General features: G+C 55.7%; 17 protein-coding genes. 16 read left to right on the top strand and 1 reads right to left on the bottom strand.

Annotated elements, in window-relative coordinates:
• Positions 1–121: 121 nt before the first annotated feature.
• On the bottom strand, positions 122–1483 hold the full coding sequence (locus F556_RS0132640; protein WP_040719096.1) for an ABC transporter substrate-binding protein: 1362 nt from the start codon (positions 1481–1483) through the stop codon (positions 122–124).
• Between the two features lie 358 nt (positions 1484–1841).
• Between F556_RS0132640 and cysK the strand changes: the two genes are divergently transcribed.
• From cysK to F556_RS0132560, 16 genes are all read left to right on the top strand, one after another.
• The gene (gene cysK, locus F556_RS0132635) at positions 1842–2786 is read left to right on the top strand and encodes a cysteine synthase A (protein WP_020621211.1); all 945 of its coding nucleotides are present in this window, start codon (positions 1842–1844) and stop codon (positions 2784–2786) included.
• A 110-nt stretch (positions 2787–2896) separates the two neighbouring features.
• Positions 2897–3484, top strand: coding sequence for a thioredoxin family protein (locus F556_RS0132630; protein WP_020621210.1), 588 nt, complete (start codon positions 2897–2899; stop codon positions 3482–3484).
• Positions 3485–3821: 337 nt separating this feature from the next.
• Positions 3822–5207, top strand: coding sequence for an ABC transporter substrate-binding protein (locus F556_RS0132625; protein WP_020621209.1), 1386 nt, complete (start codon positions 3822–3824; stop codon positions 5205–5207).
• A gap of 69 nt (positions 5208–5276) precedes the next feature.
• Positions 5277–6383, top strand: coding sequence for an ABC transporter ATP-binding protein (locus tag F556_RS0132620; RefSeq protein WP_020621208.1), 1107 nt, complete (start codon positions 5277–5279; stop codon positions 6381–6383).
• Between the two features lie 27 nt (positions 6384–6410).
• The gene (locus F556_RS0132615; protein ID WP_020621207.1) at positions 6411–9398 is read left to right on the top strand and encodes an extracellular solute-binding protein; all 2988 of its coding nucleotides are present in this window, start codon (positions 6411–6413) and stop codon (positions 9396–9398) included.
• Positions 9388–10428, top strand: coding sequence for a carbohydrate ABC transporter permease (locus F556_RS0132610; RefSeq protein ID WP_020621206.1), 1041 nt, complete (start codon positions 9388–9390; stop codon positions 10426–10428). The genes F556_RS0132615 and F556_RS0132610 overlap by 11 nt, the downstream gene beginning before the upstream one ends.
• Position 10429: 1 nt before the next feature.
• Positions 10430–11323 (top strand): carbohydrate ABC transporter permease, encoded by an 894-nt coding sequence (locus tag F556_RS0132605; protein ID WP_020621205.1) that lies wholly within the window; start codon positions 10430–10432, stop codon positions 11321–11323.
• Positions 11324–11339: 16 nt separating this feature from the next.
• Positions 11340–13487 (top strand): YIP1 family protein, encoded by a 2148-nt coding sequence (locus F556_RS0132600; RefSeq protein WP_020621204.1) that lies wholly within the window; start codon positions 11340–11342, stop codon positions 13485–13487.
• Positions 13484–15766, top strand: a complete 2283-nt coding sequence (locus F556_RS0132595; protein ID WP_020621203.1) for a DUF5696 domain-containing protein — start codon at positions 13484–13486, stop codon at positions 15764–15766. Before F556_RS0132600 ends, F556_RS0132595 begins: the two co-directional genes overlap by 4 nt.
• Positions 15763–16695, top strand: a complete 933-nt coding sequence (locus tag F556_RS0132590; protein WP_020621202.1) for a carbohydrate ABC transporter permease — start codon at positions 15763–15765, stop codon at positions 16693–16695. Before F556_RS0132595 ends, F556_RS0132590 begins: the two co-directional genes overlap by 4 nt.
• A gap of 257 nt (positions 16696–16952) precedes the next feature.
• The gene (locus tag F556_RS0132585; RefSeq protein ID WP_020621201.1) at positions 16953–17978 is read left to right on the top strand and encodes a carbohydrate ABC transporter permease; all 1026 of its coding nucleotides are present in this window, start codon (positions 16953–16955) and stop codon (positions 17976–17978) included.
• Between the two features lie 24 nt (positions 17979–18002).
• The gene (locus F556_RS0132580) at positions 18003–19787 is read left to right on the top strand and encodes an ABC transporter ATP-binding protein (RefSeq protein ID WP_020621200.1); all 1785 of its coding nucleotides are present in this window, start codon (positions 18003–18005) and stop codon (positions 19785–19787) included.
• Complete coding sequence (locus F556_RS0132575; protein ID WP_020621199.1) at positions 19771–21615, top strand: ABC transporter ATP-binding protein; 1845 nt, start codon at positions 19771–19773, stop codon at positions 21613–21615. Before F556_RS0132580 ends, F556_RS0132575 begins: the two co-directional genes overlap by 17 nt.
• Positions 21616–21847: 232 nt before the next feature.
• Complete coding sequence (locus F556_RS35935; protein WP_020621198.1) at positions 21848–22690, top strand: DUF350 domain-containing protein; 843 nt, start codon at positions 21848–21850, stop codon at positions 22688–22690.
• On the top strand, positions 22690–23916 hold the full coding sequence (locus F556_RS0132565) for a glutathionylspermidine synthase family protein (RefSeq protein ID WP_020621197.1): 1227 nt from the start codon (positions 22690–22692) through the stop codon (positions 23914–23916). Before F556_RS35935 ends, F556_RS0132565 begins: the two co-directional genes overlap by 1 nt.
• Positions 23906–24652 carry a hypothetical protein gene (locus F556_RS0132560; RefSeq protein ID WP_020621196.1) on the top strand — a complete coding sequence of 249 codons (747 nt, stop codon included), beginning with the start codon at positions 23906–23908 and terminating at the stop codon, positions 24650–24652. The genes F556_RS0132565 and F556_RS0132560 overlap by 11 nt, the downstream gene beginning before the upstream one ends.
• The last annotated feature ends 536 nt before the right edge of the window (positions 24653–25188 follow it).

Here is a 25188-nt window from a genome sequence, read left to right as displayed (position 1 = left end):
CCAGCGCGTTCGTTTCGTTGATTTTCAAAACAAAAAGGCTGGACGGCAAACCTAACGGTTTCTCGCCCAACCTTTTTGTTTGGGGACTTATAGGATAGCTGCTGTTTGTGTGTTTCAACCTCTACTTACTCGACGTAGCCCGCAGACGGGCGACCTCGGCGTTGATGTTTTCTTCGAGCGTGCGCAGGGCGGTATTGACGTCTGTGCCGTCGAGGGCGAGGGATTGGTAGGCATCGGTGACATACTGGGCAACCTTCGACTCGTATTCGTGAGGCTTATGAAGCTGGACGCCCCGGGCTTTGAAGATATTATCGATTTTCTTGCCCTGAAGATCCGGTACATCCGCGCCGAATTGCCGGTCTATCGCATCGTTGTTGATGGAAGGCAGTCGTCCGTTGCGCGAGAGGATAGTCTGGACTTCATCCGAGAGGATATTGGCAATGACCTGGAATGCTTCGTCCTTGTATTTGCTCTGGCTGGAGATGTAGAGGGAATGAATATTGACTTCCTTGCTGTGGCCCAGCGCTTCTGGAAAATTAGGCACCGGCGCAATATCCCAATTGATCGGATCGCCTGCCTGACGGAGTTCTTCCAGCGTGCCTACCATATTGGCGATATAGCTTGGACGCATAGCCAGGACGCGTTCAGTGATAAAGGCATCTTTGTTATAGAGGTAGGTCTCTCCTTGCACCGTGCCGGGTACATCGAATACTTGCTTCTGGAACTCAAAAACCTTTTTCCACTCCGGCGTATTCACGACCGCTTCTCCGGTCTCGGGATCCAGCGTACCAAGGGCAAGGCTGCTTTGAAGATGGGCGGGGCCAGACGCGACTTCCAAACCGATATATTGGACACCGTTGTCGTTGCGGGTCAGCTGTCGGCCGAGCTCCAGTGCTTCATCCCAGGTCATCTGCTCGTCGGAGGGGTAGGGTACGCCGAACTTGTCGAAAATGTCCTTATTATAGTAGAGAATGGTGTCGTTATCGTTGAAGGGAAGGGCATGCAGGCTGTCGCCGTTCTCGCTGTAGTCGGTAATCGAGGCAAGGATATGCGGTTTGATCCGGTTCACATCAAAATCATACTTATCAATCAGCTCGTCCAGCCGATAATCCAGATTAAGTTCCTGTAGCTGATAATAGGTACCGACGCTGGCGTAGATAATATCAGGTATCTGACCAGCGGCTATGAGCTCAGGCAGGCGCGTGCCCTGAGGCGGGACTATACGTTCAATGGTGAGGTGCGGGAATTTCTTTTTTGTCGGTTCCTCGACCATGAGCCTGAATTCTGTGTCTGAGAGGTTGATACCATTGACGAAAAAGGTCAGCGTGACAGGCTCTGGTGTCGCATCGTTTTCTCCAGTTTGGCCCTGTTGTACAGGCTGACCTTCACCGGCCCCACCCGTTGGCGTGTTAACCGGGCCCTGACCGCAGCCTGCTGCAATAACCATCAGGCTAAGCAAGGATAGAGCATGGACAGATTTCATTTTGAACACATGAATCCACTCCTTTTTCGATTTGTCGAAACACAAATAAAGCCATCCAGAAGCTGCTCCACAAAGGAACAGAGGTCCAGATGACTGGTCAATGCCACCACTCATTAATCATAGTGGTACAGTTGGATTTGTGCTTTAATTTAGCACGAAAGATTTTCCCTGTCAACAATAAAATCTCTGTCTAGGAGACTTTAAATTATAGTTGTCAACTCGGGATACTCATGCTATAGTGATGAAAAGCAATAATATCGCTTGGAATAATAGGTATTGAGCATTCAACCGTTCAAACGGAGATGCGCTTCCTGTACATGGGGAGCGCATTTTATTTTTCGATCAGGAGGGAACCAACGTGGCTCGAATCGTGAATAACATTACCGAATTAATCGGGGATACCCCGCTCGTTCGCTTGAACAAAATCGTTCCAGAGGATAGCGCGGAAATTTATGTGAAGTTGGAGTTTTTTAATCCAGGCAGCAGTGTTAAAGACCGGATTGCTATCAGTATCATCGAGGAGGCGGAGCGGGAGGGAAAGCTGAAGCCCGGCTCTACCATCATTGAAGCGACGAGTGGCAACACCGGAATTGGCATCGCACTGGTGGCGGCGGCCAGAGGCTATCGGGCGATTCTGGTGATGCCCGAGACGATGAGTCTGGAGCGTCGCAACCTGCTGAGAGCGTATGGCGCGGAGCTGATCCTGACACCTGGACCTGAAGGCATGAAGGGGGCGATCCGGGTAGCCAAGGAGCTGCTGGATAGTCATCCAGATTATTTCCCGGCCCAACAGTTTGATAATCAAGCCAACGTCAAGATCCACCGGGAGACCACAGGTCCCGAAATCGTGGATGCCATTCGGACATTGGATGGCCAATTGGACGGTTTCGTAGCCGGCATCGGCACTGGCGGGACCATCACTGGTGCTGGTGAGATTCTCCGCAAGGCTTTCCCCGACATTCGTATTGCTGCCGTTGAGCCGGCCGCCTCGCCGGTTCTCTCCGGCGGCAGTCCGAGTCCGCACAAGATTCAGGGTATCGGAGCCGGCTTCGTGCCGTCCATCCTGGACCCGGACATTTATAATGAAGTCATTCAGGTCACCAACGAAGAATCATTCGAAACTGCGCGGCTTGCTGCCAGACAAGAAGGGATTCTTGGCGGCATCTCATCGGGAGCAGCCATTCATGCGGCACTCCGTTTGGCGAAGGAATTGGGCCCAGGCAAAAGAGTCGTTGCTGTCATCCCGAGTAATGGGGAACGCTACTTGTCTACGGTCCTCTATGCCGAGGAACAGCAGGCCTAATCTTATCTGATTTTTCCAAAATATTTCAAGTCGACTGGACCTCCAGAGACATGCTTTCCATGACGGAAACCATGTCTCTTTTATTTTACTATAGAAAGGTTTGATTAATAATGGCTTATACACTGGAACTTGGAGCTGCGGCTCCGGATTTTTCATTGCTTGCGACAGACGGCCAAACTTACAGCCTGGCAGACTTTGCTGATGCCCGAGCGCTCGTGGTCTGGTTTACATGCAATCATTGTCCGTTTGTGAAAGGCTCCGATGAGGTGACTCGTGCCTCTGCCGAGAAATTTGGTCCGCAAGGCGTAGCTTTTGTGGCCATTAATTCCAACAGCGCGACGTCGTATCCGGATGATTCCTATGAGAAGATGGTAGAGCGGGTCGATGAGCACAAATTCCCGTGGACCTATCTGCATGATGCCGAGCAAGACGTTGCGCTAGCATACGGTGCGCTGCGCACGCCGCACTTCTATGTATTCGATGCCGACCGCAAGCTGATCTATACCGGCCGGGCTGTTGATTCACCCAAGGATGCAGAGAAAATCACCAGTTACGATCTGGACAATGCCCTGGAGGACTATCTGGCTGGCCGCGAGCTCGCGGTGCCGCTCACTAATCCGCTCGGTTGCAACATCAAGTGGGAGGGCAAGGACAAGCGCTGGATGCCGGAAGAGGCCTGCGACTTAGTGCTGAACTAGTAGAAGCGTTCCCGAAATGACGGTCATTGGGGTCGCTATGAGGAGAGGGGGCTTCCGATCGCTGTTGTCCCCAGATTTCTTCTATTCAAACCGCTTTTGCGGTTGAAATCCGGGGACAAAGGCGAACATTTCATTTCTCCAGCCTCCCTCTCCTCTTCGCTCTCCCACACCGGCATAATCTTCTGAAACGCTCTACTAGGTTTCATTGAATGGTATTAGGACAAGGACATTCGCAGGCCGAGCGAATCCGCTTGGCCGCATGTCCTTTTTTATTGTTTTAACCAACTAAACCTATGCGAATATAAATATTTCGACCGATAAGAGGAGAATGAGAACGATGAAAAGAGCAGGTCTTCTGGCCCTATCGCTATCTATCATCTTGACAGCCATGACCGCTTGCAGCGGCGGGACATCACCAAGCGAAGGAGGCCAAGGAACCGGGACGACCGGTACGCAGAATGAAACGAAGACCTCGGATGGGACTGGCAGCAGCCAAGGCAATGAAGAGCCGGTGACGCTCAAGGTGCTGCGGGCTGGAATTACGGTGACCAAGGATGAATTTGAGAAAACACTGGTGCAGCAGACAAAAGAGGCCTTTCCTCATGTGACACTGGAGTGGGTAGAGGCCCCGGAGGATGTAGAGCTGGAGCCGCTGATTACGTCAGGTGAAGTGCCAGATATTATGTTTGTGTCTACGACATCGATTGCAACGACGCTGGCTGACCTGGATTTGGCGGAGAATCTTGGACCCTACATTGAACAACACAACGTGGATTTGAGCAGGCTGAAGCCGGCCGTTCTGGATATGCTGGAGAAATATTCGCCGGAGGAGGGGCTAGCGGCAATTCCGTTCTCTGTCAACCTGCCGGTCATTTTCTATAACAAAGATATCTTCGACAAGTTCGGAGCGTCCTACCCGCCGGATGAGCAGATGACCTGGAATCAAGCCATTGAGATTGGCAAGCCGGTTACCCGCAGCGACGGTGGGGTGGACTATATCGGAATCGACTTGTTCGGATCCAGCAATATCGCCACAGGACTTGATCTGTTTATCATTGATCCCGAGACCGGGACTCCCAATGTGACGACACCGCAGTGGGTCCAGGTGTTCGAGCAGCTTCAGAAAAGCTATGAAGTGCCGGGTTATATCGGGGCGGATGGCCGCTACCAATATGCCAATGACGACGATATTTTCTTCAATGAGCAAAATGTAGCTATGGTAGCCTACAACCTGGCGCATTTGCTGGGACCGCTGGAGGAGCTGCGTCAGCAGGGCGTTGAGATGAATTGGGACTTCGCTCCATTCCCCAACTTCGAAGAGAACCTGGGCACGGGCAAGGCGGTCAACGTCCACTCGCTGGTTGTCACCAAAGCTAGTGAGCATAAGGACCTGGCATTCCAGGTTATCGCCAATCTGCTGACCGACGAATCACAGCTGGCCTTGTCCAAGGCCGGTCGTGTACCGACCGTGGAGGGCGCACAGTTCGAGGACGTGTTCGGCCAGGATATCCCGGTGCTGGAGGGCAAGACAGTAGACAATTTGTTCAAAGCGCCGCCTCGCCCGGTCATCAAGCCACACAAGTTCGAGAGCAAGGTCCGCAAATTCCTCGCCGAGGCGGAGAAGAGCATCGCCGTAGACGGCGTCGACGTCAATACGGCGCTCCGTGTCGCTCAAGAGGCAATTGAGAAGGAACTGGTCACCTTAAACAACACAAGCAAGTAGTCACAAGGTAAGCGGGGTCGTCGCCGGACGCGCGGCGATCCTTTGTATTTTATTTGGGGGTGGCGGAGTATGGCGAGCATCTCGATCCAGCATTTGTATAAGCAATACGGCAAGGACAAACAGCTTGTCGTCAATGACTTTCATCTTGATATCCGCGACAAGGAATTTCTTGTGTTCGTGGGCCCCTCCGGCTGCGGCAAGTCGACCACGCTGCGGATGATTGCCGGGCTGGAGGATATTAGTGAAGGCGAGGTCTATATCGGCGAGCAGCTCGTCAATCAATTGCCGCCCAAAGATCGCGATATTGCGATGGTATTCCAGAATTATGCGTTGTATCCGAACATGACCGTATACGAGAATATCGCGTTCGGTTTGCGGTTGCGCAAGCAGGCGCGCCATGAAATTGACCTCGCCGTACGCCGGGCCGCCCGGGTGCTGGAGATTGAGCCTTATCTGGATCGCAAGCCCAAGGAGCTCTCCGGCGGACAGCGGCAGCGGGTAGCTCTCGGCCGTGCGATTGTCCGTAATCCGAAGGTATTCCTCATGGATGAGCCGCTCTCCAACCTGGACGCCAAGCTCCGCGTTCAGATGCGGATGGAGCTGATCAAGCTGCATAAGACACTGGGCGCGACCTTCATCTATGTAACGCATGATCAGATCGAAGCCATGACGATGGCAGACCGGATCGTTGTCATGAAGGATGGCGTCATCCAGCAGATCGATACGCCGGAGACGATTTACCAGAAGCCGGGCAATACCTTCGTAGCCAGCTTCATCGGCTCGCCGCAGATTAATTTTATTGAGGGCAAAATTACCGAGGAAGCGGGCGGCGGGCTCGCATTCTCAACCTCACGATTTGCTCTTCGCATACCCAGTGATGCGGCAGAGCTGCTGCGCAAGCACCGCAAGATCGAGCGTCGCGTGACACTCGGCATCCGGCCGGAGCATATTGGTCCGGAAGGGCTGTACTCGGACTCGGTATTCACCGGTATTTACAAGATCGATGAATTGATGGGAGCAGACCGGTTCCTGCACTTGGATATCGGTCAGCAGAAGCCGCTCGTTGTGCGGGTTGAAGCGCATTACCGGTGTGAAGAGAATGAGCGGCTGCGGCTGGTCATCGATATGTCCAAGGCGCTGTTCTTTGATGCCGACAGCGGAGAGCGGCTGACCTAAGGTCAGCAAGAGAGGAGAGCTACGCATATGCTGCGAAATCATGGAACTAAGCGGGTCCTGTCCCTCGTCCTGCTCGCACTGGCTGCTGCGCTGGTGCTGGCGGGAATTCTACTCACCGGCGCTGCTGGCGGCGGGGCGCGGCCCTCGGGCGTCTACGAGCCGAGCACAGCGCTGGCGGGCTTCGAGGAATGGGAGGACCGCTCCATCGCGGAGGCGGAGCTGGAGCCCTATTACGCCAAGGTGCTGGCCGGGTGGGAAGAGGCAGGTGTGCCCAAGGCGGCAACGCGTATCTCGATCCCAGCGGGGAGCCCTGCTGCGGTTTCGGATGCTACGACGTTGCAGACAGGCAGCTACGAAGGTAAGGATGACGTACTGATCTGGGAGTCTAAGGATACGCATTGGGTAGAGTATGAGGTGCAGGTCGAAGAGGAAGGACTCTATGAAATGCATTTGCAGTATCATCCGCTGATGGGGGATGGCTACACCCGGCCGATCGTACTGGATGTATCGATCGACGGGGTGCGTCCGTTCCGGGAGTCCTCGGCCATTACTCTGTACCGCCTCTGGCAGGATCAAGGGGAGATCAAAACCAATGATGACGGAGACGAGATCCGACCGGTTGCCCAGGACATCTCCACATGGATGACGCATCCGCTTGTCGATTCCGGCGCCAACTATGCGGAGCCGTTCCTGTGGCATCTCACCTCCGGCACGCACACGCTGCGCCTGGAGGGATATGAACCAGTTGCGCTGGCTGAGCTCTCGCTCGAAGCGCCGCGGGAGATTCCGTCTTATACGGAGGTGCTGGCGTCGACACCGCAAGCAGATTCGGCCACGGGCGATCCGCTGATCATTCAGGCGGAGGCCATGACGTGGAAGAACGATCCTTCGGTCGTCGTCATGTGGGACCGCGATTGGCGTACCGTGCCAAGAGCGAAGGGGCGCATTACCTACAATACGATGGGCGGTGTGCGCTGGGACTGGCCCAATCAGGAGGTCGGCTGGACCTTTGAGGTACCGGAAAGCGGCTATTACAAGATTGGCCTGCGTTCCCTGCAGAACCGATTTTCACAAAAGGCGTCCTTCCGTACCATCCGCATCGACGGGGAAGTGCCGTTCCGTGAGCTGTTAACCTACCGCTTCCCGTATAGCTCGAACTGGCAGGGACTTGTCCTCACAGATAGCGACGGCGAGCCGTTCCACTTCTATCTGGAGGAGGGCGAGCATACGCTATCGATCGCGCTCACGCACGCTACGGTAAGCCCGATTGTCCGTGGCATTGAGAACCTGAGCGCACTGCTCCGGGATATCGAGCAGGATCTCAGTTCACTCACAAGCGGGCAGAGCGACCGTAACCGGACGTGGCGGATTGATCGTGATCTGCCGGGGTTGACCGATCAGATGGAACTGGCGGCGGCCAATCTTGAAGTGCTGGCTGCAGAGATGGAGACGGTGAACGGCCGCAAGGACAGCGCCAGCGAAGGCTTCCGCTCGTCGGCCGGGGACCTGCGCAGCCTGCTCCGGCTGCCTGATGAGATTCCGTATCATATCGACGAGATTGCCTCCATTACGGAGAAGATCAACAATTTCGTCGTCAACATGCACAAGCAGCCGCTTCAGCTCGATGAGCTCTATATCGCACCGGCAGACGCAGAGCTGCCATCGATGACGGCTACCCTGACGGATAAGGCAGCGGGACTGGCAGCGAATTTTGCCTATTCGTTCAACACCCGTCAGAGTCTCGGCGAGATGGACGACAATGTGCTCAACGTGTGGGTGCTGCGGGGCCGTGATTACGTCACCCAACTGCAGGACATCGTGGACGAGACCTTCACGCCGATGACCGGCATCAAGGTCAAGGTCAATTTGCTGCCAAATCCGCAGCTGCTCGTGATGTCTAATGCGGCTGGACTGCAGCCCGACGTGGCGCTTGGGTTGAACCAGGATCTGCCGGTTGATTATGCCATTCGCGGCAGTGTGCACGACCTGAGCCGCTTTGAAGACTTTCCGGACGTCTACGAGCGCTACAGCCCGGGCTCCTGGCAGGCACTCTACTATGACAAGGGATACTACGCAGTGCCGGAAACCCAGTCGTTCCAGGTCCTCTATTACCGCAAGGATATTATGCGAGAGCTGGGGATGGAGATTCCGCAGACCTGGCAGGAGGTCTACGATCTGCTCCCCACACTGCAGCAGAATTTTATGAATTTTTATATCGATCCCAACGAGTTCCTGCCATTTATCTCGCAGAATGGCGTCGATTTCTACACACCGGACGGCTTCGCCACCGGACTGGATACGCCAGAGGGCTTCGCGGCCTTCAAGCAATGGACCGACCTGTTCAACATGTACGCGCTGGAGAAGCAGGTGCCGAGTTTCTATCAGCATTTCCGCAGCGGCAAGATGCCGATTGGCATCTCGGATTACAACATGTATGTCCAATTGGCAGCGGCGGCTCCGGAATTAAATGGGCGATGGGGCATCGCGCTCATCCCCGGCGTGGAGCAGCCGAACGGCGAGATCAAGCGATGGGCGGGCGGTCAGCAGACGACAGGTGTGGTTTTCGAGGCTTCCCGTAAAAAGGATGAAGCATGGGAATTTCTTAAATGGTGGATTTCCACGGATACACAGGTTCGCTACGGCTCTGACCTGGAAGCTATCAACGGTGTCTCGTTCCGCTGGAATACGGCGAACATTGAAGCGTTCGTACGACTGCCATGGAAGCGGGAGGATGCCAATATTATTCTGCAACAGTGGGCCTGGTACAAAGAGAAGGAAAATCCGCCCGGCGGGTACTTCATGGGCCGCGAGTTGACCAATGCCTGGGTACGTTCTGTGATCGACGGCATGAATTACCGGGCTTCACTGGAGACGGCAATTCTGGACATCAACCGGGAGCTGCGCCGCAAGCAGCAGGAATTTGGATTTGTCGACAGTGAGGGCCGGGCAATCAAGACCTTGGACTTCCCGATTGTCACGGAGCCATGGGATGAGGTGAACCAGTATGTCAAGTAAAGCAGGGGCAGCAGCGGCCAAAGAGAACCGAAAGCGGCAAACGATCGCAAGAGCAGGCCTTGCGGCAGCACCGGGCAGATCCGTGGCACTCGAGTATCCCGTCAAGGCTGAGCCTGGCCGTCTCCGGTTGTTGCTCCGGCAGATGTGGGAATACCGGATCAGCTATCTGTTCATTGCACCGTTCATGCTCTGCTTCATCGCTTTTATTGTCGTGCCTGTACTGGCGGCCGTAGGGCTCAGCTTCACGTATTTTAATGCCATCGAAGCGCCGCGGTTCATCGGCTGGCAGAACTTCCAGTACCTTATCTCGCAGGATCTGCTGTTCCTCAAGCATGCGCTGCCCAATACGTTCAAGTTCGCGGTCATTGTCGGACCTGGCGGCTACATCGCTGCCTTCCTGCTGGCCTGGCTGATCTCGCAGCTCCCGTCGCGTTCGCGCAAATGGTTCGCGCTGGCGATGTATACGCCGTCGCTCACCATCGGCATTGCTATGTCTATCGTCTGGCTGCCCATGCTCACGGGTGACCGAATCGGTTATCTCAACAGCGTACTGCTGCGTCTGGGCTGGATTGATACGCCCCAGCTATGGGTCACCGATCCAAGTTATCTGATGAACTCCATGATTGGCGTCACCCTCTGGTCGAGTATGGGGGTGGGCTTCCTGGCGATGCTGGCAGGCATCCTCAACGTGAACAAGGATTACTACGAGGCGGCCCGAATCGATGGCATGAAAAGCCGGCTGCAGGAAATCTGGTACATCACCATCCCGTCGATGAAGCCGCAGATGCTGTTCGGCGCGGTGATGGCAATTGTCACCACCTTCAAAACCGGCGCCATCGGCGTGGAGCTATCAGGGGTCAATCCAACCCCTGCTTACTCCGGGCATCTCATTATTAACCATATCGACGATTTCGGATTCATCCGGTTCGAGATGGGCTATGCGGCAGCGATTTCCGTCTTTCTGCTGGCCTTGATGTATGTATCCAACAAGCTAAGCTGGGGCCTGTTCGGCTCGAAGGGAGATGAGTGAGATGGCCCGCCCATGGCAAGCCCTGACGAAGCGGCGCGGCGGCTCACGACTGACGCGGATGGACGGTTTCCAGAAGCTACTCACCTTGCTGCTAATCGTGTTGTCCGTGTTCATGCTGCTGCCGATCGTCTATATTTTCAACCATGCGTTCAAGCCCTATCATGAGCTGTTCGTCTACCCGCCGACCTTCCTCGTGAATGAGCCATCACTGCAAAATGTCAACGAGCTGCTGGCCGTCACCGCCCGTTCCACGGTGCCAATGATTCGTTATATGTTCAACAGTGTTTTCACCTCGGTACTGGCCGTCGTCTTCGTTACGGGTGTCAGCGCACTCTGCGCCTATCCCTTATCCAAGCACCGGTTTCCCGGCTCCGGGTTCGTCTTTGCTGCTATCCTGCTGACCCTCATGTTTGCACCGGAGGTCGTGCAGATTCCACGTTATCTCGTGGTTAGTGGACTGGGAATCATGAACACGTACTTTGCCCATTTGCTGCCGCTGATGGCGATGCCAATCGGTGTATTCCTGCTCAAGCAGTTTGTCGATCAGATCCCAGATTCCCTGCTGGAGGCCGCGCGCATCGATGGAGCCAATGAGTTTATTGTCTTCCTGAGAATCGTCATCCCGGTTTGTATGCCGGCAGTAGCTACTGTAGCCATCCTGGCTTTTCAGAACTCCTGGGGCAATATCGAAACGTCGGCCTTGTTCATGCTGGACGATGAGATGAAGAGCTTTGCCTTCTTCCTCTCCACCTTGACCAACAATCTGGCTAACAATGTAGCGATGCAGGGAGCGGCAGCGGTAGCTTCACTCATTATGTTCGTGCCGAACCTGATCGTGTTCGTCATCTTGCAGAGCAAAGTCATCACGACGATGGCGCATTCCGGGATCAAATAAGAAGGAGGGAGACGAGATGATCAAGCGACTTGCGCAGCGCGCAGGAAGGCTGACAGCTGCGCTTGCCGTTGCCATTGCGCTGCTACAGCCTGCGAGCGCCTATGCAGATGTGCCTTATCTGACGTTCTACAAGGACCAATACGATCAACAATATCAGATGCAGACCGCTTACCGGCCGGCCGGTGCGCTGGGACGGGAGCTGTTCATCGCCGATCCCGGGGCACCGGATCAACAGCTTCATTCGCCGCTGAATCAGCCGCAGGATCTGTATATTGACGACAAGGATGAGATCTATATTGCGGATACAGGCAACAACCGGATTGTCCACCTGAACCCGCATGGCGAGCTCATCCGCATCCTGGATTTTCCCGAGGACCCGCTGAATCGGCCGCAGGGACTGTTCATTCACGACAATGGCGACCTCTATATCGCCGATACAGGCAATAACCGGGTGGTGCGGGCAAGCAGCCAGGGGGAAGTATTGAGGACGTTCCAGCGGCCCGAGTCCAAGCTGATTCCCGATGCCTTCAAGTACGATCCGGTCAAGCTGGTGGTCGACAAGCGGGGATTTCTGTACATCGCTACGCTTGGCGGGTACCAGGGACTGCTGCAGTTGGACCCGCAGGGGGAGTTCCAGGGCTTCTTCGGGGCTAACCAGACGAGCATCTCTTTCGTCGACAGCGTCAAACGGTTGATCTATACCCGGGAAATGTATGAGCGGGAGATCAGCAAGCTGCCGGGCTCGATTACTAGTGTCGATCAGGGCGGCGAGGGCTTCATCTATACGGTCACCCGGGAAGTGCAGACGGGTCAGCTCAAGAAGCTTAATATTGCCGGGCTTGATCAGCTCTCCGGTAAAGGCGAGTTCTCCGATTCATTGGGGGGCGGCAGCTACGGGGAAACGATTCATGATCCGTCTGTCGTCCGCCAGGTTCAGCCTCAGCTGAATGATCTGACCGTCGATAGTGACGGGAATATTACGGTTGTAGACAGCCGTCTGAATGTCGTCAGCCAGTATGATGACAACGGCAATCTGCTCTTCTTCTGGGGAGGGGCAGCAGGCGACACAACGACTAAATTGGGATTGGTGAAGACGCCGTCCGCCATTGCCAATGACTCCAATAACGATTTGTACATTCTCGACAGTGAGAATAACGTTGTGCAGAAATACGAGGTTACCGAGTTTGGCGCGCTGGTGCATCAGGCCAACCGGCTCACTCAGGATGGGCGTTATGAGGAGAGTGAACCCCTGTGGCAAGAGGTCTATCGTCAAAATGCGTATTACGCCCCCGCCGTTCTTGGTTTGGCGAAGGCGTCCTATAAACGGGGAGACTATGATGGCGCGCAGCGGCTGTTCGCTGCGACGGGCTGGGCTCAGGGCTTCTCGGATTCGTTCTGGCAGAACCGGCTGCAATGGTTTCAGAGCCAATTCGGCTCGTTCATGAACGCCGGGTTAATCCTGGTTGTTGGAGGACTGGTGATACGGCGGACCAGTCGGCGTCTGGGATGGTCAGGGCGGCTGCGCGAATTCAGACAAGGTATTACCGGGTTACCCGCGCAGCTTGGTTTTGTCTCGCACCTCGTCAAACAGCCGCTGGACGCATTTTATGGCATTCGCCATGAAGGTAAAGCAAGTAGTCTGAGCGGCTCCTTGATCCTGCTGCTCGCGCTGGCTTCCTACGGGTATTTCCGCTCGGGAACCAATTTTATCTACAACCCGGCCATCATCGTCGATCCCAGTGTTGCCACGCCGCTTATTCAGTTCAGTGTTGTCTGGCTCGGCTTTGTGCTGGCGAGCTATCTCGTGGGGTCGCTCAATCAAGGCGAGGGCCGCTTCCGGGACGTTTACACGGCAAGTGCTTATGCCATGTTTCCCTTTATTCTTGTTGGGGTGCCGCTGACCCTGCTCTCTGGCGTCATGACGCTGAATGAATCGGCGATTTATCACTTTTTGGCCTATGCCCTATATGGCTGGACAGGATTACTGCTGTTCTGGAAGGTGCAGGGCGTGCAAAATTTCAGTGTTGGCGAGACCGTGAAGCACCTGGTATTGACCGTGTTAACGATGTTCATTATGGCGATTTTGATTTTTATTACGTTCAGTCTGACTAGCGAGCTCGTGAGCTTCGTGTATTCGATTTACCAGGAGGTGGCGATCCGATGAGCACGCGTGTGAAATCGGTGATGGGGCTGTCGGGTGCCGCAATCCTGCTCTTACTAAGCCTGTTCTGGCTGACGGGCAGCGATTCGTCCTCCGCAGGCGAAGATGCGCAGTCCACAAATACAGAGGCGACAACCTCGCAAGAGGAAGCTGTGGTCTTCACACCGACTTCTTCTGGGATCGAACCGCGTTTACCGGATGAGGCGGCCTTTATCGAGGTGGCTCAGTCTGCGGAGCTGCGGTTGCTGGCAGACCCCGAGACTGGTCATTTCCAGGTGGAGAGCCGGAACGGCGGGGGGCTGTGGCGTTCGTATCCTGAGCCATCAACCTGGGAAAGCGAAGCTTCCGGTGGTGTCTGGCGGAGCAATCTGCTGTCACCGATTATGCTGGAATATATCGATGCTTCCAGCTCCAAGTCTCAGACCAAATTGACCAATTGGATGGAAGAGCGCGGCGGGCTTGCATTCGAGCAGGTGGAGGGCGGCTTCCGGGTGACATTTGATCTGCCGGTATCGGGGATCCGGGTGCCGTTGGAGGTCCGTCTGGGTGATGACTACGTCGCGGTAACCGTTAAGGACAGCGGCCTGGAGGAGGGGGCGCTCAGTCTGCTCAACCTCAAGGCCTATCCGCAGTTCGGAGCCCAGCCTTCGACGGATCGCGATGGATATCTGCTGCTGCCGGACGGCCCCGGGGCGCTTGCACGGTTTGATGAGAACCGTAGCAACGACAAATCGATCTACCGCGAGGCCGTCTACGGCGACGATCTATCCTTTTATAATGAAGAAACCAATCGCAGCGAGGTCAAAATGCCTGTGTTCGGACTCAAGTCGGGCAATCAGTCCTTCCTTGGCGTCATAACGGAGGGCGAGGAGTATGCCAAGCTGTTCGCTGCACCTGCTGGCGCACTGGGGATCAGCAACTGGGTTACGGCGGAATGGCAATACCGGATCAAGTTCTTCCAGAGCACGGATCGGCGCGGCCAAGAGGGCTTCTACACGTTCAGTAAAGACCGGTTCGAAGCATCTGCCCGCACCGTCCGTTATTATCTGCTGGAGGGCGAGGCGATCGACTATCCCGCGATGGCGGGCAAATATCGGTCGTATCTCACGGAGGATCGTGGTGTGCAGCGGCTGGAAGCGCAAGACGACGGCATTCCGTTCTATGCGGATTTAATCGCTGCTGATTTGCAGCAAGGCGTCCTGTGGGATGACTACATTATCGGGACGACAACCGGGCAGGCCCAAGAGATGCTGGATGAATTAAGCGCAGCGGGCATCTCCCGCATTACGACGATTTACCATGGCTGGCAGCGGTATGGCTACAGCTCGTACGGCGGCGTGCTGCCCGCAGATCGGCGGATCGGCGGCAACCAGGGCCTGCAGGAACTGGCAGAAACCGCGCGCGGGCATGGCGGCCAACTGCTGCTCGGTGTCAACTATTCGCTGAACAACAGCCGCCGCGGCGGCTTCTGGAGTCTGAACGACGGACTGCGCAATCTCTCCGGCACGTTGCTCTACGAGCGGCTACCCGGCAAGGATGAACGCGTGCCGATCGTCAGTCCGCGCTATGCGGTGCGGGAGGCGGAGGCAGACCTGCAGGCTTATGCGGAGCTGGGCATCGACGGGATCCTCCATACCGGGGGGATTGGGCGCGCGCTCACCACTGATTTCAACAGCCGCAACCGCGCCTCACGGACCGACGTGCTGAACGCTCAGCGTGGTCTGCTCGAGGCGACATCGCAGCAGCTCGGAGTCGCAGCCGCGGAAGATGCTTCGTTCTATGCGCTTCCGTCTGTCACCCATATTCACCGGATGCCGGACGATTATTCGTATGACATTTTCGTTGACGAAGCGGTGCCATTTGCCCAGATTGCCTTGCACGGACTGGTCACCTACACCTCGGAGTGGGGCAATCTGCGCGACGAGTACAAGACCGATTTCCTGCGCAGCGTGGAATATGGCGCTTATCCCGCTTATGTGTTCACTGCTGCGCCTTCTGAAGACTTCAAGAAAGCCTACTCGATCTGGTACTACAGCATGCACTACAAGGATTGGCTGGAGACGGCCGCCGAGCAATATACCCGTCTGAATGAAGCGCTGCGCGACGTGCAGGATGTCTTTATCGTCGATCACGGGACACTTGCTCCCGGGGTCAAACGCACGGAGTATGAGAACGGCCACGAAATCATCGTCAACTACACTACGGAGCCCTATCGAGGCGAGGGTTATCAGGTCGAGCCACAGGACTTTGTAATTCGGAAAGGAGGCGGACAGCCGTCATGAGCATCGAACTTGAACCTGCACGCCCCCTCCCGAAGCAGAATGGCGGCAATCGTAAACTGGGCTTGGCCGCGCGAATCCGTCGCAATGCTGCGCTGCAGCGCAAGCTGGAAGGCTCGTTGTTCATCGCGCCATGGGTCTTCGGCTTTCTGGTGTTTGTCGCCTTCCCCTTGGTGTATTCACTGTACATGAGCTTCCATCAGGTCCGCATCACGGTCACAGGTGTTCAGACGACACCCGTCGGTCTCGCCTATTACCGCGAGATTTTGTTCGCGGACGGCGGCTTGCTCTACGACGATCTGATGCCCTTCCTGCGGGAAGCGCTCGTGATGATCCCGATCATTCTCGTGTTCTCGCTCATGATCGCGATTCTGCTCAATATGAAATTCGCCGGACGCACGATGTTCCGGGTCATCTTCTTCCTGCCGGTCATCTTTGCCTCGGGGCAGATTATCACCGAATTCATGAATCAGGGTGAAGGCTCGCTGGGCGTCATCTCATCGCTGCGTATCGACTATATGCTGGCCCGCTATCTCCCCGCGTCCTGGGCAGGGCCGATCAGCAATGTCATCGGTTCCTTCGTGCTTGTCCTCTGGTATTCGGGCGTGCAGATTCTGATCTTCCTGGCAGGGCGGCAGACGATTGCCCGCAGCGTCTACGAGGCGGCTCGTATCGATGGGGCGGACCCGTGGAGCACCTTCTGGAAGATTACGCTGCCGGGAATGGTGCCGTTCATTTTCCTGAACCTGATCTATACGATTGTTGATCTGTTCACGTACCCGTCCAATCCAATTATCAGTAAGGTCACAACGGAGAACTACGGCGTCTCCAGTGCGCTGGCCTGGATTTATTTTATGATCGTTTTGCTGTTCGTTGGGTTGGCACTTTTGATTTATTCTCGTGTGAACCGCTCACTATCGCCAACTCGTTAAGAAAGATCGGTGCTTATTGGACTTCCGTTGAGGGGGCGCTGCGAGGGAAGAGGGGGCTTGCGATCGCTGTTGTCCCCAGATTTCTTGTTTTTAACCGCATAGCGGTTGAAATCCGGGGACAAAGGCGAACACTCCGTTTCTCCAGCCTCCCTCTTCCCCTCCGCTAATGCAACGTCGTTCATTCAAGCGCCAGACTTTATTAACTCGCAAAAGTAAAATACAGACAACAGTTCAGAAATGTTTAAAGGAGGACCACCATGATTAGATCGTCGCTTGGCAGACTGGGCTTGTTCAAGACCAAGGCGGAGGAAGCTGCTTCCGGGCAGCGTCTCACGGCCTCGCACCGTGCGGCGGGGAGGCGGCGTTCGGACTTCTCGCTCCGCGCCGTGCGCTCGAGGCTGTTCGGGCTGGAGGCGGACAAAGGGCTGCTGTTTCGCATCATCCTGTATATATTGCTGATCGATGTGGCATTCATCTACCTGAAGCCGGTCATCTACATGGTGACGACGATGGTCAAGGCGGCCCCCGATCTGCTGGACCCTGCCGTCATCTGGGTGCCAACGGCGATTTATGGCGGTCATCTGGCGGAGGCACTGCAGATGCTGAATTATGCCCGCAGCTTCGGTATCAGCTTGTCGGTCGCGACGCTTTCGGCGGTCTTTCAGGTGTTCTCTTGCGCGGTGGCGGGGTACGCATTTGCCCGGTTGGAGTTTCCGCTTAAGAAGCTGTGGTTCGGTGCGTTGTTGTTTACGTTTATCATGCCGCCCCAGGTAACCATTCTGCCATCGATTCTGCTGTTCAAGGAACTGGGCTGGATCAATACATTCCTTCCGATGATCGTGCCGACGCTGTTCGGTCATGGCCTCAAAGGCGCGTTGTTCGTCCTTATTTTCCGCCAGTTCTTCTCGACACTGCCCAAGGAGATGGAGGAAGCGGCGCGTATTGACGGGGCAGGCTCGCTGCGGATTTTCTTCCGGGTCATGCTGCCGATTTCACGTTCAGCGATCGTGGTGGTCTTCCTGTTCTCGTTTGTCTGGGCCTGGAATGACGCGTACTTCCCGTCCATGTATATGTTCGGAGCCCAGGACGTCCCGTTGTCGGTAGGCCTGTCCAAGTTGAATGCACAGCTGGCGATGGAAGCGCAGGAGGGCGGGCTGCGGGCGTTTCTGGAGCCAGTGAAGATGGCGGCCTCCTTTTTAATCATTCTGCCACTATTGGTTCTATATGCTTTCACGCAGCGCTGGTTTGTAGAGGGTGTGGAACGTACGGGTCTGGTGGAATAATTCGCGAATGGAAGTGATGAAAGGTTGGATTCTCAGCGAATACTGGCCGATTTTTTCAAAAAAACCTGGCCTTACTATGTGTTATCAATCAGCCTGCACCTTGTGGCAAGCGTCGTACAGGTGAATTTTCCACGTGTGCTGGGGAATTTCACCGATGAGCTCAAGGACGGTCTGCTTACCGTCGACGGGATCCTTCGGTATAGCTGGATCCTCCTGGCCATCGGCGCGGGATATGCCTTGATTGGCGGGTTCGCCCAATACCTGGTCATGTGGACGGGGCGCTTCTTCGAGTTTATGAACCGGCGCAAGCTCTACCTCCACTTCACGACACTCAGCGAGCGTTTCTACTCGCGCAATGGCGTCGGCAAGCTGCTTAGTTATTTCATGAATGACGTGACCGCGGTGCGGGAGTCCATCTCGATGGGCGTCAACCAGACGGCGGGCGCTTCGATGCTGCTCATTTCCACGGTGGTCATGCTGCTGCTCACGGATGTGCCATTCTATCTGGTGGCCGCGAGTATTTTTCCGCTGCTGCTCATTCCGGTTGTCGTTGCCTGGTTCGGGCCGATGATCAAGAAGCGGTCGATGCAGGTGCAGGAGGCGCTCGGCACGATGACAGAGTCGGCAGAGGAACAGTTCGGCGGGATCCGTGTGACCAAAAAGTTCGCCGTGGAGGACGTGATGAATGCCCGTTTCGGCGAGACCGTTGACCGGATCCGCGACCGTCAGCTGCGGCTGGTGCGGGTTTCTTCGTTCTTCCAGTCATTGATTCCCTTTCTAGGTGCAGCTTCGCTTATCATTGCGCTGTCGGTTGGCGGCTATCTGACGATTCGCGGGGATATTACGCTGGGCAGCTTTGTCGCGCTTACGCTCTATGTACGCATGCTCATGAATCCACTGCAGCAGATCGGCAATGTCATTAATGTCATCCAGCGGGCGCGGGCGTCCCTGGAGCGGCTGAATGATCTGCTCGCCAAGCAGGCGGATATTCGTGAGATGGAAGCAGCGGCTGAACTGGAGCTGGAAGAGGCAGCTATTGAGCTGCGTGACCTGTCATATGCCTATGAAGAAGAGGAACGTGGCGAAGGGAAGCCGGCCAAGGGCAGATTGGCCCTGCAGGACATTAATTTGCGGGTGCCTGCAGGTTCGACCCTGGGCATTATCGGTCGTACCGGCAGCGGCAAGACGACACTGATGAAGCTGATGCTGCGGACTTACGATCCGCCGCCAGACACCGTCTTCATCGGCGGTGAGGACATCCGCAAACTTAGCCTCAAGAGTTTGCGGGAAGGGATTGCTTATGTGCCACAGGACGGTTTCCTGTTCAGCTCAACGATCCGGGAGAACATTGCCTTCTACAAACGCGATGCCGAGCTCGCCGAAGTAGAAGCAGCTGCACAATTGGCAAGGGTGTATGACAATATCGTTGCCTTCCCTGACAAGTTCGAGACGCGGCTCGGCGAACGCGGCGTCACGCTCTCCGGCGGCCAGCGCCAGCGGACCAGTCTGGCACGGGGACTGATCAAGGACGCCCCAATCCTGATCCTCGATGACAGCGTCAGTGCTGTCGACGCCGTAACGGAGACAGCGATCATGGAAACGATCCGTGACATCCGGGAAGACAAGACAACCATTATAATCGCGCATCGGATCAGTGCAATTAAGCACGCCGATCACATCATCGTCATGGATGGCGGTGCCATTGTTCAGCGGGGGGCCCATGAGACGCTGCTGGCTGAAGATGGGTTATACCGTACACTCCATGACCTACAGGAAGAGGGGACGCTGCAGCATGGCACAGGCAATTAACAATTGGCAGATGGACCAGAAGGCCGACCTGCATGCCCCGCAGGCCAAACCCAAGTATATCTCCACCTTCAAAGCACTGTCCGGCTATATTCGGGAGCATCGGCTAACGTTTGCCGGATTCATCCTTTGTACACTGATCGCCATTACCGCCGAATTACTCCAACCCTATCTCGTAAAAATTGCTATCGATGACAACCTGATGGCGGGCCACAATGATTACCGAGGCTTGCTGATCATCTGTGGCATCTACCTGGCGCTCTCGCTCTCGAGCTTCCTGTTCAGCTATTTGCAGAACAATCTGCTGCAGAAGGCGGGGCAGAGCATTGTTGCCAGCATCCGCAAGCGGCTGTTTAACCACATTGCCAAGCTGCCGATGTCTTACTTTGACCGGGTGCCGAGCGGCAGTTTGATTACCCACGTCTCCAGTGATACGGAAGCCATCAATCAGTTTTTTAACCAGGTCGTCCTCAGTCTGTTCCGGGACGGCTTGACGCTGGTATTCATCCTGGTGCTTATGTTCGAGCTGGACCCGCAGTTGACCCTGTACTGTCTGATCCTGGTGCCGGTTATTGCAGGGATCGCTATCGCTTTCCGCTCCTTCATGCGTAACACATACCAGATGGCCCGGACGCGGCTGTCCCGTCTTGTGTCCTTCGTTGCGGAGAATCTGTCCGGCATGAATCTTATTCAGGTATTCCATCAGCAGGAGGAGCAGAAGAAGCAGTTCCGCGAGCGCAATGACGCCTACTTCAAGGCGAATGTCCGAGAGATCCGGACCAATGTCGTCTTCAACCGGACCTTCGAAATTCTTAATAATATTGCGATTGCGCTGATTGTCTGGTTCGGCGGCCGATCGGTGCTGGGCGCGGAGCTGGAGTTCGGCGTGCTGTATGCCTTTATTACGTATATCCGCATGTTCTTCCAGCCGATTAACACGATTACCCAGCAGTGGAATACGCTGCAGTCGGCAACCGTGGCCATTAACCGAGTGTGGAGCATCTTCGCTATTCAGCCCGAAATCGATGACAAGCCAGCTGCCGACAAGGTAGAGCGTCAGGCCATCCGGGGGCGAATCGACTTTGACGGTGTTTCGTTCGGGTATGGCGATGGGGAGCCGGTCATTCGCGACCTGAACCTGCACATCAGACCGGGCGAGCTGGTGGGCATTGTCGGGACGACGGGTGCAGGCAAAAGCTCGCTGATCAGCCTGCTGTGCCGGTTCTATGATGTTCGCGAAGGGAGCATCCGCATCGACGGCCATGATGTACGCGACCTGAGGCAGCAGGACCTGCATCGGATCGTCGGGCTGGTGCAGCAAGAGCCGTACTTGTACTCGGGCACTGTCCTGGACAATGTTCGGATGTTCGATCCGTCCATCTCGCGCGAGGAGGTCCTGCGGGCCTGCCAGTTCATTGGCGCGGATGTCATCATCGAGCGAATGCAGGATGGCTACGATACCCGGCTGTCTGAGCGGGGCAGTGGACTCTCGGCAGGTGAGCGGCAGCTCATCTCCTTTGCCCGAATCCTCGTCTTCCAGCCGAAGATTCTCATTCTCGATGAGGCCACAGCTAACCTCGATTCCCATACCGAGCAGCTGATCCAGCAGGCGCTGCATCTCGTCTCTGCTGGCCGGACGACGCTGGTCATTGCCCACCGGCTCTCGACCATTATGGGCGCCGACCGCATCCTCGTCATGAGCCGCGGCGAGATCGTCGAGCAGGGCACCCATCAGCAGCTGTTGGACGCCCGAGGCTACTATGAGGAGCTGTATCGTCATGCGCAGGGGCAGCAAGGGAGCAGCCGCACAGCTGATGCAGCGATAAGATAACGCCTGGCAAGCCATAGCCTCACGCATTGTTGCGTGAGGTTTTCTTTTGTACATCATGGGGCACCTGGCTGCCCTTCGAAGTGGGAGAAGGAGGTCGAAGGATGGACACGATGACTGTTTCAACCTCGGCAAACTTGGGTAATAGAGCGGTGGGCAATCAGGCGCTCCCCGCCCAATTCGCAAGAAAATACATATGTACACCTACTACTATCATAGCGGGAGGCTTGAACCGGTGGATGGATGGGAATCAATGGTGCTGTTCGTTTCATTCTGCGTCACGATCTGCTTTATAGGCTTGTGGTATTACAAAATTGTGCGATTGTGGCCGCTCTCATACAATAAGACCGGTCGTCTCATCCTCGGTCTTTTACCTGTCTTGGCATTTATCATCATCATCAGGATCCTGCTGACAATGGCTTCTTTTGATGTCGTGAATGACGGGTTGTATATTTCGATGTATCTATTCCTGGGCTTCTTGTGCCTCGCCCTCGGCAGTATGCTGCTCAGGAAGGTATTCGACCTCTCATGGGACGACGATGCCCTGCAGCGGGGAAATCGGGCAAGTCTGGCGGCGTATGCCGGAGCATTTCTGGGAATGACGATGATCTACACCGGGGCCAATATCGGCGATGGACCGGGCTGGTGGACCGTCATTGTGGCAGGTAGTCTGGGTTTTGCATCATGGATGGTGCTGGCTGCACAATTTAACAAATATGCTCATGTGAGCGAGCAGATCACGGTAGACAGAGACCTTGCCAGCGGCATCCGCTTTGGCGGCTACCTGCTCGCCAGTGGTATTATCCTGGGTCGCGCATCCGCTGGCGACTGGACCTCCTGGTGGATGACCATCGTTGAATTTTTGGCTGGCTTTCCCGTGCTGCTGCTGGCGCTGTGGGCGCTGCAGGTGGAGCGTTCGCAGGCGAACCGCTCTACTAGCAGGGGGAGTCGCCACGACCAGACACTGCCGACAGCGCTCATCTGGGCAGTGCTGTATGTGGCCTTCGCAGTTCTCGCTGTCATGCTGCTGCCAGCGATTCCCGGCAGCCCGATTCCTACGTTCGCCGAGGTACGGTAATGGAAGGGATACGTCTTGCTGCCATTCCTTCCGAGCACTATGCTGATTACCGGTATAAGGTGATCTTTGACGCCTACAAATGGGATCCGCAGGTGGAGGATTCCAACACGATTGCCCGGCATGCGCTGCTACTAAGCCGAGAGACCGCGGATGAGCTGGAGCGCCAAGTTGAACGACTGGCATGGGAGACAGTACAGATGGAAGAGGCACTCATGCACCGGCTGCCCTTCGCGAAGCAGCTTGGCCTGCCCCGGCAGATCCGGCATGCGCTGGAGCGGCTACACGGATATGAAGCAAGCCGGCATGTTCGGCTGATGCGGTTTGATTTTCATCCGACGCCAGGCGGCTGGGCAATCTCGGAGGTGAACAGCGATGTGCCCGGCGGGCTGGCGGAAGCTTCCGTACTGCCTGGCGTGGCCGCGCGTTATTTCCCGGGCTATGAATCCCGTCATGACATCGCCGATGGTCTGATCGACGGTTTCCGGGAGAGAATCGGCGAAGCAGGCACGCTGGCACTCGTGCATGCCACATCGTATTCCGATGACCGTCAGGTGATGGAATTCCTCGGCGACCGCTTCCAGGCGCGTGGTTATCAGACCGTGATGGCGGCTCCGGATCATATAGCTTGGCAGGGTAAGCAGGCGTATAGCATCGTTGAAGGGGAGGAGGGCAAGCTTGACGGCATCCTCCGCTTTTATCCTCTGGAGTGGCTGGCCAATCTGCCCCGGCGTTCGGGTTGGAAGGGCTTCTATGACGGAGAAACGCCAGCGTGCAATCATCCAATTGCCATGCTGACCCAGTCCAAGCGTCTGCCGCTCATCTGGGATGAGCTGGGCGTGGACCTGACCGCGTGGAAGCAGGCACTTCCCGAGACAAGGGACCCCCGGGAAATCAAACGGCTGGGTGAGGACTGGATCTACAAACCGGCTCTTGGACGGGTCGGCGAGGGGATTCTAATCAGGGAAGCCGTGACGGCTAAAGAAAGCAAGAAAATTGAACGTTCCGCCCACTGGCAAGCGGGCAAGTGGATTGCTCAGCGCCGCTTTGCCAGTCAGCCCTTGAACGGAGGGGAGCAGGGGGAGTACCACTTGTGTATCGGGGTGTTTACCGTGAATGGAAAATGCGCGGGCTTTTACGGGAGAATCAGCCCCTATGCTCGGATAGATCACAAAGCGATCGACATCCCCGTGTTGGTCGAGAAGGAAGGGAAATCGCATGCTGGATAAAATAAGTGCCTATAAAAGCTGGGCTCCGCCTGGGGTTGTCTGGACGCAATGGGCAAAGCCTGTCCTTTTCATGCGTCCGCCGGATACGGACTGGATCGCACTCGCTGAGCTGCGTATTACCTACGTGGAGCGAGCACAGCATAATACGATGCTGATTGTTGATCTGCCGGAGATGGCAGGGGTGGAGGAGGGACTGGCTCTGGCCCGCATGGGCTACCGGCCTGTGCCGCTCTATAACGGGGTTCGTAGTCCCAAGCCCAATGCAGCTGTGGTTCGGGTGGAGAGACTGGTCAAGGCGCTGTACCATGGTGCCGAACTCCTTGGTGGTCTTGGGCTATCACCAACCGCACCGCCCGTATTTCTGTTGGATAGCAACCGTATGCAAGGCACGGGCAGACGTCCCGGTCAGTTCGATAACCGCTGGTGCGTGCTACCTCAGGATATGCCTTCTGCTGCCTTCCTGCGCAAACAAGGCATTGAGCGGGTTATCCTGCGTGCTAACACGGTGGAAAATGATCTGTCGCATATCCTCAAACGCTACCAGGAGCAGGGCATCAAAATCTATCAGTCTCGCGGAGGAGAGACCCCTAAAGAGACCACCATTACCAAGCCGCCTCTGTACCGAACCATCGGCTACCGCTTAAAGGCTTTGATGGGGCTGACACGTAACAGTGCAGGTGGCTTCGGTGGCAAGATTCCCGACCCGTCGACCAGCACCGGTACCAGATACGGTTAAACCTCTTATTTGCCCGCCCTCGTGGCGGGCTTTTTTGCGTGAGACTTTGCAGGGATCACTCTTTAGCCGGCTTAGCAATCTCCGACCACTTAACGGCAGGGCGAGGCGGGGTGGGTGTGGGGTGTGGTGGAAAGGGGAGGTATGCTGTGCTCAAGCGGTTGAAATCCGGGGCACTATTGCACCTTGTTAAGGAGATGGTTCCTGGTCTGCCTGTCCAGAGGTTGCGCTAACGGCCACCAGCGCACTTATTTGAGCTTTTTTGCCAGAAACCTTGCAAACAATTTAACATGCAAGGACGAAAAGTGTTCAATCAAAGGCCTCATGTTCCATGCAGTTGGAGGCATCGTACTCTTTTGTAGTTACGCCCGCATGGAGTGGTCTTTGTTACTACCGCACGAGCAGTAACTTTAAATGGACACACCTCAAATAAGCTAGGAGAACAAGACTTTTTTTAGTTAGTTATGCAATTAAAAACCTCATCACTTGGTTCTAATAGAAGAGTAACCGACGCTTGGGATACCGTTTGGGATGAATAC

The sequence above is a fragment of the Paenibacillus daejeonensis DSM 15491 genome (assembly GCF_000378385.1).
In the GTDB taxonomy this organism is placed as follows: domain Bacteria; phylum Bacillota; class Bacilli; order Paenibacillales; family Paenibacillaceae; genus Paenibacillus_D; species Paenibacillus_D daejeonensis.
Note: the sequence above shows the minus strand (reverse complement) of the source record. Positions and strands in the feature narration are given on the sequence as shown.

What these genes read in the sequence shown, in the direction of transcription:
- F556_RS0132640 (WP_040719096.1), bottom strand. Translation starts at nt 1,483, where the DNA reads ATGAAATCTGTCCATGCTCTATCCTTGCTTAGCCTGATGGTTATTGCA.
- F556_RS0132630 (WP_020621210.1), top strand. Translation starts at nt 2,897, where the DNA reads ATGGCTTATACACTGGAACTTGGAGCTGCGGCTCCGGATTTTTCATTG.
- F556_RS0132625 (WP_020621209.1), top strand. Translation starts at nt 3,822, where the DNA reads ATGAAAAGAGCAGGTCTTCTGGCCCTATCGCTATCTATCATCTTGACA.
- F556_RS0132620 (WP_020621208.1), top strand. Translation starts at nt 5,277, where the DNA reads ATGGCGAGCATCTCGATCCAGCATTTGTATAAGCAATACGGCAAGGAC.
- F556_RS0132615 (WP_020621207.1), top strand. Translation starts at nt 6,411, where the DNA reads ATGCTGCGAAATCATGGAACTAAGCGGGTCCTGTCCCTCGTCCTGCTC.
- F556_RS0132610 (WP_020621206.1), top strand. Translation starts at nt 9,388, where the DNA reads ATGTCAAGTAAAGCAGGGGCAGCAGCGGCCAAAGAGAACCGAAAGCGG.
- F556_RS0132605 (WP_020621205.1), top strand. Translation starts at nt 10,430, where the DNA reads ATGGCCCGCCCATGGCAAGCCCTGACGAAGCGGCGCGGCGGCTCACGA.
- F556_RS0132600 (WP_020621204.1), top strand. Translation starts at nt 11,340, where the DNA reads ATGATCAAGCGACTTGCGCAGCGCGCAGGAAGGCTGACAGCTGCGCTT.
- F556_RS0132595 (WP_020621203.1), top strand. Translation starts at nt 13,484, where the DNA reads ATGAGCACGCGTGTGAAATCGGTGATGGGGCTGTCGGGTGCCGCAATC.
- F556_RS0132590 (WP_020621202.1), top strand. Translation starts at nt 15,763, where the DNA reads ATGAGCATCGAACTTGAACCTGCACGCCCCCTCCCGAAGCAGAATGGC.
- F556_RS0132585 (WP_020621201.1), top strand. Translation starts at nt 16,953, where the DNA reads ATGATTAGATCGTCGCTTGGCAGACTGGGCTTGTTCAAGACCAAGGCG.
- F556_RS0132575 (WP_020621199.1), top strand. Translation starts at nt 19,771, where the DNA reads ATGGCACAGGCAATTAACAATTGGCAGATGGACCAGAAGGCCGACCTG.
- F556_RS0132565 (WP_020621197.1), top strand. Translation starts at nt 22,690, where the DNA reads ATGGAAGGGATACGTCTTGCTGCCATTCCTTCCGAGCACTATGCTGAT.
- F556_RS0132560 (WP_020621196.1), top strand. Translation starts at nt 23,906, where the DNA reads ATGCTGGATAAAATAAGTGCCTATAAAAGCTGGGCTCCGCCTGGGGTT.